Origin of the sequence: Erythrobacter sp. F6033 (genome assembly GCF_023016005.1) — a bacterium.
Classification (GTDB): domain Bacteria; phylum Pseudomonadota; class Alphaproteobacteria; order Sphingomonadales; family Sphingomonadaceae; genus Erythrobacter.
The window spans coordinates 1,693,653-1,711,926 of record NZ_JALKAZ010000001.1 but is presented as its reverse complement, the minus strand read 5'-3'; the positions used below and the strand labels follow the sequence as shown (position 1 = coordinate 1,711,926).

Sequence of the window (18,274 nt, the reverse complement as noted above, 5' to 3'; positions counted from 1 at the left end):
ATGCGCGCTTCCGCTGCCCCAAGGGACTAAACCGCAAGGCAGCCTCAAAACCGTTTGGTTAAACAGCTGAACCTTCTGGGGGTCCCTTGAATTGCACACTTATCCTGATGCCAAGACCGTAGCGAGGGCTCTCCAGCCCGACGAACCGGTCATCCTCAATCGCCCGCATGCTGCCAAGCGTGCTGCGGAATTCTTTGTCGGGAAGTTTCCGGGCAAGGTTCTGTATGCGGTTAAAGCGAATCCTGCGCCCGATTTGATTGAGGTGCTATGGGGCGCAGGCGTAACGCATTATGATGTTGCCTCGATTGCTGAAGTGCGCCTTGTCCGCGCAGCGCTGCCCGATGCGACACTGTGCTTTATGCACCCGATCAAAACGCCCAGTGCCATTCGTGAAGCGTATTTCAAGCACGGCGTGAAAACCTTCAGCCTCGACAGTGTCGAAGAGCTGGAGAAGATCGTTGGCGCGTGCAGCGACCCCGAAACGGGTGAGCCAGCAAAAGACCTGCGTCTGTGCGTGCGTCTTCGCGTTTCATCCGAATATTCGGAATTGTCGCTTGCCAGCAAGTTTGGCTGCGATCTCACAGACCTCCCGGAATTGCTGCAAGTGACCCGCCAACATTGCGACTGGCTCGGCGTATGCTTCCATGTTGGAAGCCAAGCGATGACGCCATTCGCCTTTGTGCAAGCGCTGGACCGTACCCGTGCAGCGATTGCCGAGGCCTCCGTTGTGATCGACATGATCGACGTGGGCGGAGGTTTTCCAAGCATCTATCCGGGAATGGAGCCGCCGCCGCTCGAAGATTACTTTTCGATCATTCATCAGCATTTCTACGCGTTGCCGATCGCTTACAATGCTGAGCTGTGGTGCGAGCCGGGCAGGGCGCTTTGCGCTGAATACAGCTCGATGATCGTGAAGGTCGAAAAGCGCCGCGGCAGCGAACTGTACATCAATGACGGTGCCTATGGCGCGCTGTATGACGCAGCACACGTCGCATGGCGGTTCCCTGTCAGTGCACTCGAAGATGATCTGCGCGATGGTCTGGAGGACTTCGCATTTTACGGGCCAACCTGCGACGATGCAGACTATATGGCAGGGCCATTCCCGCTACCGGCGGATATTCAAGCGGGCGATTACATCGAAATCGGCATGCTTGGAGCCTACGGCGCAGCGATGAAGACCGGCTTTAACGGCTTTGGTGATGCCGAATGCGTGATCGTTACCGACGAACCAATGATGAGCCTCTTCAACGGCACGCGGCAACGCGAGCCGAGCGACAATGTCGTGAGTTTGAGGTAGTGCGCACAGCCGTAGAGCGAACTTGGCTATCTTAGTCCATCCACAAAGTCAGTCAGCGTTTAAGAATGATTGTCCAAAGAAACGGAAGGTTATGTCGGCTGATTGCGTTCCGGTTACGGCGAATGTCATGGCTGCTTCGCTGCTTTTTGGGCCATACAGATAGCCGGAAACCTGTGACGTGCTGTTAAGAACTAGCGTTGATTGAAGAGAACCTTCGAATTGTCCAGTGTCCTGGTTAACGCTCAATGATCCAGAATATTCACCTAGCTCAATCGTGTTTCCAGAGCCCCTATTTGCAGCAATGTCGAGTATAATATCCACTTCGCCACGCACCGGATCAAAGGTCATTTCAGCGACGGTGTCGCTGATTGAGTAAGCGCCAGCTCCGGTCCCTGGACCGTCGCGTGATGCCGTTCCGAAGATTGATTGGTTGCTGTAGGTCAGCGTTTGATCCGCAAAATCTCCAGTTTGTGTAGGCATTCCAAATTGACAGCCATAGCTGCGCAGGAGGCCTGCTAAACTGTTGATATTGGTTGTAAAGTACCCAAAGTACTCTGCGACTAGGGTGTCGTTCCGATCGAGTGGCGCAAGGGTGATCAAAAAGTTGTCCAGCAATCCACCAGCTACGCTTCGATTGTAGGAGGTATATCCACCAGGGATTTGCGAGGGCGAGTCTTGCGGCCCGAAACTCAGATCGATGCCGTCACCAAGCATTCGATACTCTTCACGGCTCTCTGAGTAACTGATCGAGAGCGTATTGGGTTGCGCTTCTTCGAATCCAAGTATTCCTAACTCGCTGTCGGCAGTCCGCCAGCAAATCGTATGCAATATTGTCCAATCACCGCTTTGCGTGGCAACTGGCGTGTAACTCACCGGTGTTGGAGTAGGGGTGGGTGTCGGCGTCGGAGTCGGAGTGGGGACCGGAGTAGGCGTCGGCCCGCCACCGATAGGAGAGGGAGCAGACCCTTCGCTGCCGCACGCAACTAATGTGAGCGATGCCGTGCCGAGTAAGAGCGCTACCCGTTTCATATTTCTACCTTAAGTTACTGTTTGGCAATTATGTTAGCATCGCGCTCTATTCCCAACTAGGCTAAATATTGTGAAGCCTAGTCAACCGTCATCACTTGCTGATGAAGGACGAAAAAGGGCGGCCCCGAAGGACCGCCCTTTTCATAATTTGCGATCAATTCTGGCCGGTTTTAGTTCAATCCTTCGGCGCTCTTGCTGACCAGGATGTTTACCGCAACGCGGCGGTTTTGTGCTTTGCCGTATGCGGTTGAGTTGTCCGCTGCCGGGTCAGACGCTGCCATGCCGGTTGGCGTAAGCATGCGGTACGGTTTCCAGCTGCATTCCTGCTGAAGGAAATTGACCACGCGGCCAGCACGCTTTTCGCTGAGTTCCTGATTGATCTCATAGCTGCCCGTTGAATCGGTGTAGCCGACGACCAGCAGAAGCGCGTTGCTCATGCCTTCTGCTTGCGATGCCGCCTGACAAAGCTCTGCGCGGGATTCTGCCGAGAGGTTGTATTTGCCAGTGTCAAAATACACGTTCGTTGTGCCTTTGACATTGTACTGGTCAATATCGCCAAAGCGGCCGCGAAGGGCCTCTGTCGCGATAGTGTTCTCGGTAATCCGCGCACCTTGCTGTTCGAAACGCTGATTGGTGCCGCTGCGGATCATCGCCGCAGTTTTCAAATCTTTGTTCTTCAGCCCGACCTCGGTGGCGACCAAACGGTTGGCCCATTCCACAGTCTCTACGCTTACAGGCAGACCGTTGAGCAAAGCATCTTCGGTAAGAGCGGTTCGGCCAAGGCCGAGAAATCCGCCTTTTGCCTTGATCACGGTGCCGCTGCCGATTGTGACAACGGTGTTGGTGCCGTCAGCAGACGTGACCTGCAGACGATTACCGTCGCGGGCAGAGATCAGACCTTCGATCTCCGGTCCTTCGGTAAGGCCCGATAAATCGGCAGGCGGTGAACCGGTTACGGTGGTCAACACGTCACCTTGTGTTTGGTCCGACACCCGAACAGGGCCCGCATCTTGGGCCGCCAGAGCGGCTGGTGCCGCCATCGAAACCACGGCCACAGCAGCCAAACCACGCGACCTGAGTGAAATCTTTTTCATTGTGTACTCCTTCAAACTCGCCCCGCTATGGCCCCTGACACTTTCATTCAGATGAATTTACAAGTCAGACTTGCAAATGTGAGGGTGATTGGGGTGTCAGATGCGGCGAACCGTTGAATAACGGTTAGGAGTCGGTGCCTGACGAACGGTCAATCAAAGCCGACGAACCGCATAGCGTCGCTTGGTTCCTTGCGGTGAGTGTATACCGCATTCGCTGGAAAATCGGGGTCAGGCCAGCCCATTGCCACCGCTTTCATTATGACCTGATCGTCCGGAATACCGGCATGTTCACGAACGACCGGACTCTGCATGATGCCCTGCGAATTGATGACGCAGCCGAGCCCGCGCGACCATGCCGCGTTTACAAGAGCAGTCGTCGCCGCACCGCAATCAAACGCTGTGTCATCGCTGGTGCCCAGTTCGCGGTCGTAGGTGACGATCACGCAGACGGGCGCGTCAAACTGGCGAAAACCGCGCAGAACCCAGTCTTGACGTGCCTCCTTGTCGTCACGCTCGATCCCCATTTCGGCGAAGAGCTGTTTGGCGACTTCGATCTGACGTTCGCGGTGGACGCCTGCAAAAGGCTCACCGCGCCGGAATTCGCGGCTGTCCGGTTCACCAGCAAGAATACGTTCGGTGTTGCCCTTGCGGATTTTGTCGAGCGGTTCGCCCGTGATCACGTGGAAGTGATACGGCTGTGTGTTCATCGACGAAGGCGAACGCATCGCTAGGCCGAGCACTTCTTCGATCAATTCACGCGAAACAGGCTTGTCGAGATAGCCACGGATCGATTTGCGCCCGCGTACTACTTCGTCATACTTTTGTTCGGGGTTGCCGCTCATTTTAATTGTGTCCTTACTGAATTGAGCAAAAGGACTAGCCTAAGCCCGTAGCCGCGCAAAATCCGTTAGGGAACCGCGCCGTCTGGTCTGATCAAGTGTGTGATGGGGCCGAACTGAATTGCGGAGAATCTCTATCGGGCGATAACTGTGCCGTGGATGACGATACGGCTGCCATCGGTCCTAATGCCTTCAGCGCTGAAGGAGATTCCAGTCTCGATTGCCTGAGGGCCGAAGAACCATCCGCCAAAGTTTGCAGTGACCCCAGACAGGTCATTGGACGAGAGATTTCCGCCAAAGTTTGTAGCTGAAATCGTAACCGGTCCGTTTCCGCTAAACGATCCAAAGTCGACCGGAGATTGCGGTGGCATTGGGATACCTGTGTCTCGGCTACCAGCAAGCGTCAACGAAAGGGTCAAATCGCCTCCATTGGGGTTGCCCGCTAGGCTCGCAGTGCTGGAACTAAGATCATAAGGCCCCGCGTCTGCTCCCCCAATAATTCGAGCAAAGCCTGTGACGTCCACGTCTGATGCTCCGACCGATGTCGGGAACGTATCGTTGGTCTGCGTTGGGACGCCGAACACACATGAAAACTCAATGTCTCCAGTGGTTCGGACAGCAACCGAGCCAGCCCGGGCAAACTCGACAGTTAGACCGTTGAGGCTGGGTGACCGCAAAATAAATACTTGTGGGCCTTGGGCAATCTGGCGAACATAGATTGTTTCGTTGTCGTCACTGTCCGCGGTTGGTGTCGGTCCAAACATCGCGTTCAAACCTGAACCGGTAATCGTCCACGTTTCTTTGTCAGCGGCAAGATCGAAGCTTAAACCGTCACCAAAGGCCGATGCGGCAATTGTAACAGCAGGAGTTACATTGGTGTCGTAACCTGCGCAGCTAGAAACATAGCTCTGCGCACCAGTCTGGTCGGCAAAGGCGGTGTATGTCGGTACAGGAGTCGGGCTTGGCGATGGTGAGGGGGCGGGAGTGCTGGTTGGCGGGGGAGCACTAGAACTGCCCCCTCCGCAGGCTGCTAAGAGGCAGGATGCAGGCAGCAAAAAAGCTATGTATCGGCCCATATATGATTGTCCTCTAGAGTAGCGATGGAAGTGCGCGATCAACTGGAGCGGATCAAGCAGCCTGCGCCAGTTCCATATCCAGACGGTCCCAAATCTCGACCAATGCGTTGGTCAGTTCGTCCATCATCTCTTCTGTGTGATGGGGCCCGGGAGTGAAGCGCAACCGCTCTGTGCCCCGGGGAACTGTTGGGAAATTGATCGGCTGAACATAGACGCCGTACTCGGCGAGAAGGATATCGCTGATCTTCTTCGCGCGGACCGGATCGCCGACCATTAGCGGCACGATATGTGTGACGCTGTCCATTACGGGCAAGCCCGCTTCGGCAAATTTCAGTTTCAGAACAGCCGCCGCCTGCTGCTGGGCGTTGCGTTCAACATTGCTTGCTTTGAGGTGCTTCACAGACGCGAGAACACCAGCAACGAGAACAGGTGAGAGCGATGTCGTGAAGATAAAGCCGGGGGCATAGGAGCGAATGCAATCAACGATGCGAGTGTCTGCGGCAATATATCCGCCCATAACGCCGAATGCTTTGCCCAAGGTGCCTTCGATAATGTCGATGCGGTGCGCAGCATTGTCCCGCTGCGAAATTCCGCCACCATTCTCGCCATACATGCCAACCGCGTGGACCTCGTCGATATAGGTCAGCGCGTTGTATTTCTCGGCAAGATCGCAAATCGCATGAATCGGTGCGACGTCGCCATCCATCGAATAGACACTTTCGAACGCGATAACTTTTGGCGCGCTGTGGTCTTCTGCCGCCAGCATCTCTTCCAGATGCGCCATGTCATTGTGGCGGAAAACGCGTTTCTCGCAGCCCGAATTACGGATGCCGGCAATCATGCTTGCGTGGTTGAGCGCGTCCGAGAAAATTACGCAGCCGGGAAGCAGTTTGCCCAAGGTAGAGAGCGTTGCGTCGTTTGAGACATAGCCGCTGGTAAAGGTCAGCGCGCTATCTTTGCCGTGAAGATCGGCGAGTTCTTTTTCGAGCTCAACGTGCAAATGCGTGTTGCCGCCAATATTGCGTGTGCCGCCCGATCCAGCGCCAACATCGTGCAGAGCCTCTTCCATCGCGGCGATAACTTTTTCGTGCTGGCCCATGCACAAGTAATCATTCGAGCACCAAACTGTGATCGGCTTTGGCCCGTTATGTCCGTGAAAGCACCGGGCATTGGGATACGCGCCTTTGTTACGCATGATGTCTATGAACACGCGATAGCGACCTTCTTCGTGAAGGCGGTCAATCGCGGTGTCGAATACTTGATCGTAATTCAAATGACAGACTCGTGCTGTGAAGTGCCGTAAGGTTTTGGGATCGTAGCCCGTGATTGCACCCTGTTGTTGCCGATTATCTAGGAAAGTGTGATCGGTTTTGCCACCGCGATCTTTGCGAGTGGTTCTCAGCTAAAAAGTCTGAATGTCCTCAATCCCGTATTGGGCAAGTGCCGGGCCGAGCGGAACGAATGCTTCAAGCGGGCCAGTTGTCACCGCAAAATCTGGCTTAGAGCGGCAGAATTCCTGTCCACGAGTGAGGAATTCGATACGCTTTGCAATTCCCTCCGCGCCGTCGATCAGGTTGATATGCTCGCCCAAAGCAATCTTCAGCTCATCGGCGAGTAACGGGAAGTGCGTACAGGCGAGCACTACCGTATCGATCGTCTCTGCACCTGGTTTCGCGAGCAGACCCGCCACAGCCGTGTCGATCTCTGATTGATCGACTGGTTTGCCGCGCAGCTTTCTTTCGGCGGGTTCGACCAAGCCGGGCGCTGCATGGCGAAGCATCGTTTTTCCCGCGGCAAATTCATGTTCGAGGTTGTCGACATACGTCTGACGAATGGTTGCCTCGGTCCCGAGCAATCCGATTGTGCCGCTTTTGGTTAGAGCCGCAGCTGGTTTGATGGCGGGCACTGTGCCGACAATCGGGATCTCCAACACATCGCGTACCATTCCCAAAGCGATCGTGCTTGCAGTGTTGCATGCGATACAGATCAGCCGAGGGCGATACCGTTCTGCCATCCGTCCAAGCAGTCCGCAGACCCGCGCAGCGACCTCTGCCTCGCTCTTCGTGCCATAGGGCAGGCCTGCTTGATCGGCGGCGAAGATAACCGGTGCTTCCGGCAACATTTTGCGCACTTCGCCAAGCACCGTCAGCCCGCCAACGCCGGTGTCGAGGATCAGAATTGGGGCAGATGGATCGGTAATGGCTGTTATTGTCCGCTGTAAGCTTGTCGTCGGGCTGTCTATTACTTAGGCACGGATAAATGTGAACCGGCAAAAGCCAATCGGCATTTGGATAAAGGACCAACATGGAATTGATCTACGCGGCGCTTATGGGATTTCTAATGGGATCAATCCCGTTTGGCCTTGTGCTGACAAAGGCTGCGGGTTTGGGCGATGTGCGCGATATCGGCAGTGGCAGCATCGGCGCCACCAATGTCCTGCGCACAGGTAACAAAGGCTTGGCTGCTGCAACCGTTCTTTTGGATGCCGCAAAAGGGGCTGTGCCTGTCTTTTTGGCGCAGCACTTTCTGTCTGGCACGGAAGGAGTCGCTGCCGTTGCTGCTGTTGCAGGGCATTGCTTCACGCCGTGGCTCAAATTCAAGGGAGGCAAGGGCTTCGCCACAGCAGCCGGCGTTCTGCTGGCGCTTGCTTGGCCTGTCATGCTTGTTTGCGCTGGAATCTGGGCGGCAACGCTCGCGATCAGCCGTATTTCTTCGGTGTCTTCCATGACCACGGTTGTCGCCGCACCTGTCGCGGCTTGGCTGATGGGTTATGCGCTCGTTGTCTGGCCGCTGATCGGCATCGCTGCGATTGTGTTGGTGCAACATCGCGCGAATATCGGGCGGCTTATGAGAGGTGAAGAGCCCAAGGTCGGCAGCAAGAAGTGAGCGGCGACACAGGTTCAGCGCTATCTCAAGCCGAGGCGTTCGCCCGAATTCGATTGCTGCGATCGCCAAATATTGGCCCCGTTAGCTACGCGCAGCTCTTAACGCGTTTTGGCACTGCGACTGCTGCTCTTGAGGCGTTGCCGGAACTCGCAAGCCGTGGGAAAAATTCTTATCAACCGGCACCGGTTGAACGCATTGAAGCGGAAGTCATTGGCGTTCGCAAAGCGGGCGCGCGGTATCTCTTCCACGATCAACCCGACTACCCCGAATTGCTCGCACAATTGGAAAGCGCACCGCCAATCATCACGTGCCGTGGCAAGCTCGCCCTCGCATCCCAGCCATGCGTAGCGATGGTTGGCGCGCGCAATGCCAGTGCAGCGGCGGTCAAACTGGCGCGGGAGTTTGCAGGCTCGCTAGCCGAGGCAGGTTTTACCGTGGTCTCTGGTCTCGCTCGCGGTATCGATGGAGCAAGCCATCAAGGGGCATTGCAAGCAAGCGGTGGGGGAACCATCGGTGTAATCGCCAGCGGGATCGACATCGCCTATCCGCCGCAACACGCCGATCTTCAGGAACAGATTGCGACAGAAGGCCTGCTGATTGCGGAACAACCGCCAGGGACGGAACCGCGCGGGCGCCATTTCCCAAGCCGCAACCGGATTATCGCAGGATTGGCCAGCGGTACTTTGGTCGTGGAGGCTGCGCCGAAATCGGGCACGCTAATCACTGCGCGCTTGGCGGGTGAGGCGGGCCGCGAGGTCATGGCCATCCCCGGTTCACCGCTTGATACGCGATCACTTGGTTGTAATCAGCTTATTCGGGATGGCGCTGTGCTTGTGCAATCGCCGGACGAAGTGATCGAGCTGTTGCAGAGTTTTACAGGCGCGCCGCGCTCTACATTCCGCGTTGCCGAAGAGGAGATAGAATTCGACAATAGCGAATTGACGCAGGCTGATCCGGGGGCGGGCACTCATGCCGTTTCTGGCTTGCTTTCGACCGCTCCGATTAGCGTTGATGAGCTAATTCGTCAGTCAGATACGAGCGCAGCCGCAGTGCACATGGCGCTGCTGGAACTGGAGATTGCCGGGGAATTGGAACGCCATGCCGGTGGACTGGTGAGCCTAACCGGGGCAGGCGGTTAACACATGAAAAACAGGGGCGTAGAATTCAAATGAACCAAGGGCTTACACTTTCAAGTCTGCTCGGCCAGACATTTGCAGAATTACGAGAAAACGGCCGGTTGGTCGGAATATTTCTGGCAATTATGGTGCCGATCAACGCCTTTAATGGATGGATTGGAGAGGGCGGACCAAGCAGTGCCCTTGGATTCAATGCAGGCTTTAACATCACTGAGAAAATGCTGGCGATGGGCGCGGGAGTAGTCATAATCTATATCGTGGCATTTCTGATCAGCATCGTTCTGATTTACTGGCTTTATGCTGCTCTGATGGCCCGGGATCCTTCCCCTGGTTTTGGGCGGTTTTGGCCATGGCTAGGGATTTACCTTCTCGCCATCCTAGGCATCGGCCTTGGCATCCTGCTGCTTATTGTCCCTGGCATAATACTGATCGTGCGGTGGTCTCTGGCGCTGCCTTTAGTGATTGAAGGCAAGCTCCCCGCAATGGATACTTTCGGGGAAAGCTGGGAGAAGACAAGCGGCCATAGCTGGTCGATCTTCGGTGCGGCGGTCATCCTTGCGATTTCGATCTTCATCGTCAGCGCGGTGCTCGGCGGTTTCACCGGCTTGCTTAGTGGCTTTTCATCCATCCCGATCATCGTGGCGTCTGCCATCGCCGATTCTGTTGCCTCGGCAATCTTTATCGGCTTGGCCATTGCGATCTACCGTCTCTCCAGCGATCCCGCCGAAGAGATGATGGAGGTCTTTGAATAGTCAGCATGGCCTATGTACCAAATCGGACCGCAACCACTGGCGAATTGATCAGCGGCACATTTGATGTGCTGGGAGCAAGTCGCCGTGAAATCGCAATGTATTTAGCTGTCTTTGCAGCGATTGGTTTGCTGTTGGCGGTCGACATGGTTGAAGGGTTGGTTTCGACCCTGAGTTTCCTTCTCTATTTCCCGGCGCAGTACTGGCTGTGCCGACAGATGCTGGCGCGGGCAGGGCTAACCCATGATGACCAATATCGGGTGTTCAGCTTTTTCGGCATGGCAATTATCCTTGGCATGGCAATCATGATCGGATTCAATTTCTTCTGGATTCCGGGAATTTTGCTTGGCGCGAAATGGATCATGGCCCCGTGCTATCTGGTCGCTGGTAAGAGCAATCTGTTCGACGCGATCGGAGATGCATGGCGTAAGAGCGACGGCAGCACGTTTTCGCTATCGCTCGCCTACACCGCGATTGGCGTGATCGGGATTATTGCTTTTTGGGGTGTCATTGTTGTTGCGACATTCACCGGAAGCACCGTTTTCCAAGGCAGTGACATGGTCAACAATCCGCTCGCCGGAGTTTTCCTCTCCATTTCGCTCAACATCATCCCGATCATGATGATGGCGCTGTCAGTCGCCACCTACCGGGTGCTTTCGGAAGAGATGGAAGACCTGACAGAGGTGTTCGCATGAGCCGAGTAGAATCAGACGCGCTTTCCTTCCTGGCTTCAGAGCAGGTCCGTTTGTTGCAATCTGGCGTCGGCTGGCTTGCTGCCTATGTTCTAATCTACTTGGTTGGATATTCGACACTCGATCTATTATTGCTCGAAAGCGACGGCCTCTACCTTGTTTTTAGCATTGTCACGTGGGGCCTTGGTTTTGCTCTGATGGTCAAGCTTATGCAGCACAACGGGAACCTTCCCAATGGCATCGCCACCGGAATAGGAACGTATTTTGGGCTGAGTTTGATTGTTGGGATTTGCGTATTCTTGGGCGCGCTCTTGTTCTTACTACCCGGCGTTTATCTCGCGCTGCGCTTGCAAGCTGCCTATCCTCATGCCGCTGCAAAAGGGGGCGGAGTTGGTGATGCGATGAAATGGAGTTGGGCAGAAACGGAGGCATTCCAGAGGCCTTTGATCTTCACCTTCATTCCGCCGCTGATGGTGTATTTTACCGGTATCGGTTTGTTGCTTTGGTACGAGTATTCGTACTTAGGGTTCAGCGAGTTTGCCTACCAAGCGCTGACGATCACGGCTAATCTATTTTTGGCAGTTGCTCTCGCATGGTTCACATTACTCTGTGTTGCGGTATACGGCCTGCTCTCCGATCGGATGAGCGATGTTACACAAACATTCGAATGACCACTTGACGCTTTGCGGATGCCGACCCCACTCTCGCGCATACGTACACGTGTAGGGACACAGACCAGAACACCATGCAGCTTGTCATTGTTGAATCGCCCGCCAAAGCGAAGACTATCGAAAAATATCTGGGCAAGGACTTCAAAGTTCTCGCCAGCTACGGCCATGTCCGCGATCTGCCGCCGAAGGATGGCAGCGTGCGGCCTGACGATGATTTTGCGATGGATTGGGAACTGTACCGCGACAAGCAGAAGCGGTTCAAAGAAATCAGTGACGCGGCCAAGGATGCTGACCGTCTCGTTCTCGCGACCGACCCTGATCGTGAAGGCGAAGCGATCAGCTGGCATGTTCAGGAGCTTTTGAGGAAGCGCAAGAACCTGCCTACAAAGGTCGACCGGGTCACATTCAACGCAATCACCAAATCTGCTGTGACCGAAGCGATGAAGTCGCCGCGCGAGCTCGATCAGCCTTTGATTGATGCCTATCTGGCCCGCCGCGCTCTCGATTACCTATTCGGCTTCACGCTTTCTCCGGTGCTGTGGCGCAAGCTACCCGGTGCGAAATCGGCTGGCCGTGTGCAATCGGTTGCGCTGCGCCTGATCGTTGACCGGGAACGCGAAATCGAAGCGTTCAAGCCCGACGAGTATTGGTCAGTGCTCGCGAAGCTCCAGCATGACGGCACCGAGTTTGATGCGCGGCTGGTGCGGTACAAAGGCGATAAGCTCGAAAAGCTCTCTCTCGGCGGTGAAGGCACCGCGATGGAGGCGAAAGCCGCTGTTGAAAGCGGACGTTTTACCGTTGAGGGCATCGAGACAAAGCCGCTCAAGCGCAATCCGTCTCCGCCATTCACCACATCGACCATGCAGCAGGAGGCCTCGCGCAAGCTAGGCTTTTCCGCGAGCCATACGATGCGTCTTGCGCAGTCGCTCTACGAAGCAGGCGCGATCACATATATGCGTACCGATGGTGTGCAGATGGACATGTCGGCGATCATGGCCGCACGCGACGCCATCGAAGAGCGTTTTGCGACCGAATACCGCCCTGAAAAGCCGCGTTTCTACAGTACCAAAGCCAAGAACGCTCAGGAAGCGCACGAAGCCATTCGCCCGACCAATTTCAGCCGCGACAAGGTCGGCGCAGGTGACGAAGCGAAGCTGTATTCGCTGATCTTCAAGCGTGCGATGGCGAGCCAGATGTCCGCTGCGCAGCTCGAACGCACGACTGTGACTTTGCGCGATGCAACGGGCCAGCATGAGCTGCGCGCAACCGGCCAGGTTGTGAAATTCCCGGGCTTCTTTGCGGTCTATCAGGAAGGTTTCGACGACAAGTCGGACGATGATGAAGACGGTCTGCTGCCAGCGATGAAGGACGGCGATGTGCCGGCCAAAACCGCTGTCGAGGCGAACCAGCACTTCACTCAGCCACCGCCGCGTTTCTCGGAAGCGTCTTTGGTCAAACGGCTTGAAGAGCTCGGCATCGGTCGCCCTTCAACCTACGCCTCGACCATTCAGACCGTGCGCGACCGCGATTATGTCCGCATGGAGAAAAACCGGTTCTTCGCAGAGGAAAGCGGGCGCCTGCTCACGGCATTCCTCGAACGGTTTTTCCCGACCTATGTCGCCTATGAATTCACCGCTGGCATGGAGGACGAGCTCGATGTCGTTTCCGACGGGCGCGAGGATTACAAAGAGCTGCTGTCGAAGTTCTGGAAGGACTTCAAGCCCAAGACCGAAGAGGTCATGGAGAAGCTGCCCAGCGAAGTCACCGAAGTGCTCGACGAGTATCTTTCCGACTATCTCTTCCCCGAGCGCGAAGACGGCAAGGATGCGCGTTTCTGCCCGCTTTGCGAGCAAGAGGGACGCGAAGGTGGCAAGCTGAACCTGCGCGGCGGACGTTTTGGTGCGTTTATCGCATGTCAGAATTATCCCGAGTGCAAATACACACGCCGCTTTGCTCAACCGGGCGCGGACGGTGCCGATCCAGCCGAGGATGGCTTGATGGGTGAACACCCGGAGACCGGCGCGGAAATCCATCGGAAATCGGGCCGCTTCGGGCCGTATGTCGAGATGGAAGTGGACGAAAAGAAAGTCCGGGCTTCGATCCCGAAAGACCTCGACGATTTCGATCTGGAATGGGCGGTCAAACTGCTTGATCTGCCGCGCATTGTCGGCGCGCACCCTGAAACGGGTAAAGAGATCGAGGCTGCAATTGGTCGTTATGGCCCGTATCTGCGCCATGATGGCAAATATGCGAAGCTGACCAGCACACGCGATGTCTTCGACACAGGCATGAACGCCGCCGTCACCATGCTGGCGGAGGCTGCAAACCGCAAAGGCGGTTCTCGCGGCAAGGCAGAGCCGATCAAGACACTCGGTGAACATCCGACCAGCGGCGGCGAGATTAAGGTGATGCCGGGGCGCTATGGCCCATACGTCACCGACGGCAATGTTAACGCGACGATCCCCAAGGACGTGAAGCCCGAGGATATCGAAGCCGCGCAAGCCATCGAATTGATCGATGCACGCGCAGCCAAGGGGCCAGCGAAGAAAAAGCGCAAAAAGGCCGCTCCAAAGAAGAAAGCAGCTGCGAAAAAGCCTGCGGCAAAGAAGAAAGCTCCTGCCAAGAAAAAGGCCCCGGCCAAGAGCGATTGATATGGCAACGAGCGCCGCAGATTGAAAAAGCATCGGCGGCGCTCATAAATCCTTTAGTATTTCCCCTTAGCACGTGTCTCAATATCGAGGACCAAGACACGTGATTGAGATCGAAGTTCAAAACGAAACGCACCAGAATCAGGAGCGTATCCGCTTTGCGGCCGTTCCGCGCATCGGCGAGGGTCTGCGCCTCCGCGAGCCTGATGGCATGTGGGCAAGCTATGATGTGCTCGACGTTTGGTATCAGAAAGCGGAATATGGCGACATCTGGATGCCGTATCTGCACGTGCGGATGACACCGGGTGAGGGCGAGACTGAGCCAGATGGAGCTCACACTCTGCACGGTGAACAAGACTTCGCAGTTCTTGGCGGGGAGCACGAACCATTCAAAATCTAATCAAACGCAACGCCGGCCCGAACCGCAATAAACACGCGATGGAAGGCAAGACGCTCGCCGAACGGCTGACACAAGCTCGCGAAGACGTGCAGCCTGTCGACGCGCCTGAGGATGTTCAGGAAGCGATCGACGCTGCCCATGCTGGCGGTGAGGCATCCGGTACTGAATCGATCGTCGAGCAAGCGAAGGCTATGCGCGGACGCTTTGACGGTACGGATGTGCAACAGGAAACTGCCAAAGTTTGCCTGATCGTCGATGACAGCCGGGTCATTCGCAAAGTGTCTTCGAAGATCGCAAAAAGCCTGGGCTATGTTCCGGTTGAGGCCGAAAACGGTGAAGAAGCCCTGGCGCGCTGCAAACAGAGCATGCCCGCAGTGGTTCTGACCGATTGGAACATGCCCGAGATGGACGGAATCGAATTCGTGTCCAAACTGCGCGCAATTCCAACGCCGAAAGAACCGATCGTGATGTTTTGCACCTCCAATGGTGAGGCGAAAGACATCCATGAAGGCATCGGTGCAGGCGCAGATGATTACATTGTCAAACCGTTCGATGAGAGCGCCTTGCGCGCGAAGCTTGAGAAGTTCGGGCGGCTCTGACCAAGGAAAGCTGCATGGGCAAGGAACATTTCGAACGGCACAAGCAGCCATGGAACGCTGAAGAGGCAGCGCGGCTAAAGCTGCTCGCCTCAAAAGGGCAGGGACTTAAGCAAATCGCGAAGGCACTGAACCGCAGCGAGGATTCCACCAAGAGCTTTGCAAAACAGCAGAAGATCAAGATTGCGAAGAAGCGTTAGCCGCTTGGGCGTATAGCTACTGCGCGTTAGTTATTGCGAAGTGTGGCTGTCGAACATTTTTCCGAAAACGAGGATGTAGCGGTTTGGGGCTCCTTCCATCCGATTAATCGCTATTGTCAGATCACCTTGCCGTCTTCCCGTGCCGTTGGAGCGAAGACTGACTTGGTCGCCGTTTTCGCTGCGTTCAACTACATCGTAGCCGAGCCGTTCGAACTCTGAGCGATAAAACGCTTCAAGCTCATCGGAAGTGGCATTGACCTCAACCAGCATTGTGATGCCGTCGAGCATCGCCGAAATGACTTTGGTGTCTGGATAAAGGTTAATGCCGTAAGGAGGGGTCGCTTCGTTTGCTTCCGGGCCACTCTGGAACAAGTCCTCCGGAAGATCGTCAGGTGAAAGACTGGCATCCGGTGAGCAGGCACTAACTGCCAACGCAGCTATTACAGGCAAAGTCTTAACTGTGCGGATCACTTGACCCAATCGAGCCCCATTTCTTCGAACACTTCTTTGTCTTCGCTCCAGCCTTCGCTCACTTTGACATGTAGGAACAGGTGCACTTTCACGCCCAAAATTTCCGAAAGTTCAGCGCGCGCTGCTTCGCCGATGGCTTTGATTTTCTGTCCGCCTTTGCCCAGCACAATCGGTTTCTGACTGTCGCGGGCGATCACGATTTGTTGCCGCACTTCTACGCTGCCATCGGGGCGTTGGGTGTAGCTTTCCGGACGTATCGCTGCATCATACGGGAGTTCTTCATGCAGTTGGGCATAGACCTGCTCGCGGGTGATTTCCGCGGCGAGCAAGCGCTCTGAGGCATCCGAGACCTGATCTTCCGGGTACATCCACGGGCCATCGGGCATCGCTTTCGCCAGTGCCTCTTTCATTTCGTCCACACCATCTCCGCTCAGCGCGGAGATGAAGAAAACCTCATCAAAAGCGATCCGCTCGGAAAGCTCCTGGGCCAATTCCAGCAGAGGCTCTTTTTTGGCTTTGTCGACCTTATTGAGGACGAGAATTTTTTTCTCGGGCCGCTTTCCCAAAGCTTCAAGCAGCGGAATCAATTCATGACGCCGCTGTTTGATCGGATCGACGAGTAGCAGGATCGCATCCGCGCTTTCCGCGCCTTCCCATGCGGCGCTGACCATAGCGCGATCCAGGCGACGCTTGGGTTCGAATATGCCCGGCGTATCGACCAGGATCATTTGCACCGTGCCATATAACGCGATGCCTAACATGCGGGCGCGGGTCGTTTGCGCCTTGGCGCTCGTGATTGCGACCTTCTGACCGACAAGATTGTTCACCAATGTCGATTTGCCTGCATTGGGGGCACCAATAACGGCGACGACACCGCACTGGGTTGGCGCTTCTGTGTTCACCCGAATTCCTCCAAAAATGCTTGTGCAGCGCGCTTTTCAGCTTCGCTTTTGCTTGATGCTGTGCCTTCTGCCTCACCCACGTTGTGAATGCTGACGCGGACAGTGAATGACGCGGCGTGATCGGGGCCGCTGCGGTCGACCACATCGTAGTTCGGCATCGCGCGGCGATTGCCTGCCGCCCATTCTTGCAGCGCGCTTTTGGGATGCTTTGCCTTGCCGGAATCGCCGGAAAGCTCGCCATCCCACAGACGATAAATCTGGTCGCGCGTCACGTCATAGCCGTGCTCGATAAAGCTCGCACCGATCAAGGCCTCAACTACATCGCCAAGGATGTTATCGCTATCCGCGCCGCCATCTTCGCGGGCTTGTTTGCCCAATCTGATGTGATCGGGAAGGTTGATATTGCGAGCGATCCGCGCACAAGTCGCGCCGCTGACCAGAGCGTTCAAACGCTGCGACAAACGGCCCTCCGGCGCGTCGCCCGCGCTATAGAGCCACGCCGCGACGGAGAGGCCGAGTACGCGGTCACCAAGGAATTCAAGCCGCTGGTAATCTGCCTCGCTCGTTGCGTTGCCTCCCCCGTTGAAGCTGCCATGTGTCAACGCTTCCAACCAAGGCGCTTCATTCACGACTGCAAAGCCGGTCGCTTCGAGCCATTCGCGGGTTTCAGGAATGAGCTTTGTCATAGCGATATAACACTCAAAGCACTGTTCCGATCCGGCTGCCCCGCGCCGAGGAGAACCATGTCCAAGGCTTAAGCCATTCTGAGCCACCATCGGTCGACCAGATGATCACAAATGCCTCGCCAACAAGTTTGTCTTGCGGAACGAGACCGACCGCATCGCCTGACATAGCCTCAAACCGGCTGTCGCGAGAATTGTCACGATTGTCGCCCATCACGAACATATGGCCTTCGGGAACGGTGACTTCCTCAAAGCTGTCGCCTTGGGTCAGGCCGAAATCGAGCACGCTGTAGCTGCGTCCGCCGGGCAGGGTTTCCTTAAACTGACGGTATCGGCACACTTGTTCGCCCGCATCATTGGTGACCTCGTCCGATCCCCATGCGCAGCTCGTGTTGATCGAAACGGGAATATCGAAATCTTCGATCTGCTCACGCGGGACAAATTCGCCATTCAGCACCAATTGTCCGCCAAGAACGCTGATCCTGTCGCCTGGCAATGCGATCACACGCTTGATGTAGTCGGTGTTGTCGATCGGATGTTTGAAAATCACCAGATCGCCGCGCTCGGGCTGGCTTGCGAGAATACGACCTTCTGGCAGGCCAAGTTCAAACGGCAATGAATTGCCTGAGAATCCGTACGACCATTTCGCAGCAAGCAAATAATCGCCGTTCATTAGGCGTGGCAGCATGCTCTCGCTCGGGATCGAAAACGGCGAAAAGACGCAGATGCGGAAGATCAGGACGGCTGTGACCAGCTTCAGGACGAACTTTGTGAAGCCCCACCAGCTATCGCCGCTGGTTTCTTCGCTCATTTCGCTCTCTACTGTGTCGACAGGTGCAGTTTGTGTCTTAACATTCATTGCTCGCCCCCTTACTCGCAGCGACACATCGCGCAAAGGGGTTTGA

Annotated in this window: 20 protein-coding genes; 10 read left to right on the top strand and 10 right to left on the bottom strand. The window is 55.8% G+C overall.

The window, feature by feature from the left end; translation table 11 throughout:
- Positions 1 to 91 precede the first annotated feature (91 nt).
- Positions 92 to 1,297, top strand: a complete 1,206-nt coding sequence (locus tag MWU39_RS08135; protein ID WP_247159500.1) for a type III PLP-dependent enzyme — start codon at positions 92 to 94, stop codon at positions 1,295 to 1,297.
- A gap of 48 nt (positions 1,298 to 1,345) precedes the next feature.
- On the opposite strand, the gene MWU39_RS08130 is transcribed toward MWU39_RS08135, so the two are convergent.
- The 6 genes from MWU39_RS08130 to murI all read right to left on the bottom strand — a co-directional run bounded on the left by MWU39_RS08130 (position 1,346) and on the right by murI (position 7,544).
- Positions 1,346 to 2,170 (bottom strand): hypothetical protein, encoded by an 825-nt coding sequence (locus MWU39_RS08130; protein ID WP_247159499.1) that lies wholly within the window; start codon positions 2,168 to 2,170, stop codon positions 1,346 to 1,348.
- A gap of 326 nt (positions 2,171 to 2,496) precedes the next feature.
- Entirely contained in the window at positions 2,497 to 3,420 is a 924-nt protein-coding gene (locus MWU39_RS08125) for an OmpA family protein (RefSeq protein WP_247159498.1), read from the bottom strand.
- A gap of 149 nt (positions 3,421 to 3,569) precedes the next feature.
- Positions 3,570 to 4,262, bottom strand: coding sequence for a nitroreductase (locus tag MWU39_RS08120; protein ID WP_247159497.1), 693 nt, complete (start codon positions 4,260 to 4,262; stop codon positions 3,570 to 3,572).
- Between the two features lie 131 nt (positions 4,263 to 4,393).
- Positions 4,394 to 5,335 carry a hypothetical protein gene (locus MWU39_RS08115; RefSeq protein ID WP_247159496.1) on the bottom strand — a complete coding sequence of 314 codons (942 nt, stop codon included), beginning with the start codon at positions 5,333 to 5,335 and terminating at the stop codon, positions 4,394 to 4,396.
- A gap of 52 nt (positions 5,336 to 5,387) precedes the next feature.
- Positions 5,388 to 6,608, bottom strand: coding sequence for a 5-aminolevulinate synthase (gene hemA / locus MWU39_RS08110; protein WP_247159495.1), 1,221 nt, complete (start codon positions 6,606 to 6,608; stop codon positions 5,388 to 5,390).
- Positions 6,609 to 6,737: 129 nt separating this feature from the next.
- Positions 6,738 to 7,544, bottom strand: a complete 807-nt coding sequence (gene murI, locus MWU39_RS08105; RefSeq protein WP_348646393.1) for a glutamate racemase — start codon at positions 7,542 to 7,544, stop codon at positions 6,738 to 6,740.
- A 95-nt stretch (positions 7,545 to 7,639) separates the two neighbouring features.
- Between murI and plsY the strand changes: the two genes are divergently transcribed.
- From plsY to MWU39_RS08060, 9 genes are all read left to right on the top strand, one after another.
- Positions 7,640 to 8,221, top strand: coding sequence for a glycerol-3-phosphate 1-O-acyltransferase PlsY (gene plsY / locus MWU39_RS08100; RefSeq protein ID WP_247159494.1), 582 nt, complete (start codon positions 7,640 to 7,642; stop codon positions 8,219 to 8,221).
- On the top strand, positions 8,218 to 9,360 hold the full coding sequence (gene dprA / locus MWU39_RS08095; protein WP_247159493.1) for a DNA-processing protein DprA: 1,143 nt from the start codon (positions 8,218 to 8,220) through the stop codon (positions 9,358 to 9,360). Before plsY ends, dprA begins: the two co-directional genes overlap by 4 nt.
- Before the next feature lie 29 nt (positions 9,361 to 9,389).
- Positions 9,390 to 10,109 carry a glycerophosphoryl diester phosphodiesterase membrane domain-containing protein gene (locus MWU39_RS08090; RefSeq protein ID WP_247159492.1) on the top strand — a complete coding sequence of 240 codons (720 nt, stop codon included), beginning with the start codon at positions 9,390 to 9,392 and terminating at the stop codon, positions 10,107 to 10,109.
- A gap of 5 nt (positions 10,110 to 10,114) precedes the next feature.
- Complete coding sequence (locus MWU39_RS08085; RefSeq protein WP_247159491.1) at positions 10,115 to 10,801, top strand: hypothetical protein; 687 nt, start codon at positions 10,115 to 10,117, stop codon at positions 10,799 to 10,801.
- Positions 10,798 to 11,469 carry a hypothetical protein gene (locus MWU39_RS08080; protein ID WP_247159490.1) on the top strand — a complete coding sequence of 224 codons (672 nt, stop codon included), beginning with the start codon at positions 10,798 to 10,800 and terminating at the stop codon, positions 11,467 to 11,469. The genes MWU39_RS08085 and MWU39_RS08080 overlap by 4 nt, the downstream gene beginning before the upstream one ends.
- Positions 11,470 to 11,543: 74 nt before the next feature.
- Positions 11,544 to 14,120 carry a type I DNA topoisomerase gene (gene topA / locus MWU39_RS08075; RefSeq protein ID WP_247159489.1) on the top strand — a complete coding sequence of 859 codons (2,577 nt, stop codon included), beginning with the start codon at positions 11,544 to 11,546 and terminating at the stop codon, positions 14,118 to 14,120.
- A 100-nt stretch (positions 14,121 to 14,220) separates the two neighbouring features.
- On the top strand, positions 14,221 to 14,517 hold the full coding sequence (locus MWU39_RS08070) for a hypothetical protein (protein WP_247159488.1): 297 nt from the start codon (positions 14,221 to 14,223) through the stop codon (positions 14,515 to 14,517).
- Between the two features lie 38 nt (positions 14,518 to 14,555).
- Positions 14,556 to 15,116 (top strand): response regulator, encoded by a 561-nt coding sequence (locus MWU39_RS08065; protein ID WP_247159487.1) that lies wholly within the window; start codon positions 14,556 to 14,558, stop codon positions 15,114 to 15,116.
- A gap of 14 nt (positions 15,117 to 15,130) precedes the next feature.
- Positions 15,131 to 15,313 carry a hypothetical protein gene (locus tag MWU39_RS08060; RefSeq protein ID WP_247159486.1) on the top strand — a complete coding sequence of 61 codons (183 nt, stop codon included), beginning with the start codon at positions 15,131 to 15,133 and terminating at the stop codon, positions 15,311 to 15,313.
- Between the two features lie 30 nt (positions 15,314 to 15,343).
- Here the strand turns inward: MWU39_RS08060 and MWU39_RS08055 are convergent, their stop codons facing one another.
- The 4 genes from MWU39_RS08055 to lepB are packed head-to-tail and all read right to left on the bottom strand — an operon-like array spanning position 15,344 to position 18,228.
- The gene (locus tag MWU39_RS08055; protein WP_247159485.1) at positions 15,344 to 15,784 is read right to left on the bottom strand and encodes a hypothetical protein; all 441 of its coding nucleotides are present in this window, start codon (positions 15,782 to 15,784) and stop codon (positions 15,344 to 15,346) included.
- Positions 15,781 to 16,686, bottom strand: a complete 906-nt coding sequence (era, locus tag MWU39_RS08050) for a GTPase Era (RefSeq protein ID WP_247159484.1) — start codon at positions 16,684 to 16,686, stop codon at positions 15,781 to 15,783. The genes MWU39_RS08055 and era overlap by 4 nt, the downstream gene beginning before the upstream one ends.
- Positions 16,683 to 17,372 (bottom strand): ribonuclease III, encoded by a 690-nt coding sequence (gene rnc, locus MWU39_RS08045; RefSeq protein WP_247159483.1) that lies wholly within the window; start codon positions 17,370 to 17,372, stop codon positions 16,683 to 16,685. The genes era and rnc overlap by 4 nt, the downstream gene beginning before the upstream one ends.
- A gap of 13 nt (positions 17,373 to 17,385) precedes the next feature.
- Entirely contained in the window at positions 17,386 to 18,228 is an 843-nt protein-coding gene (gene lepB / locus MWU39_RS08040; protein WP_247159482.1) for a signal peptidase I, read from the bottom strand.
- Positions 18,229 to 18,274 lie beyond the last annotated feature (46 nt).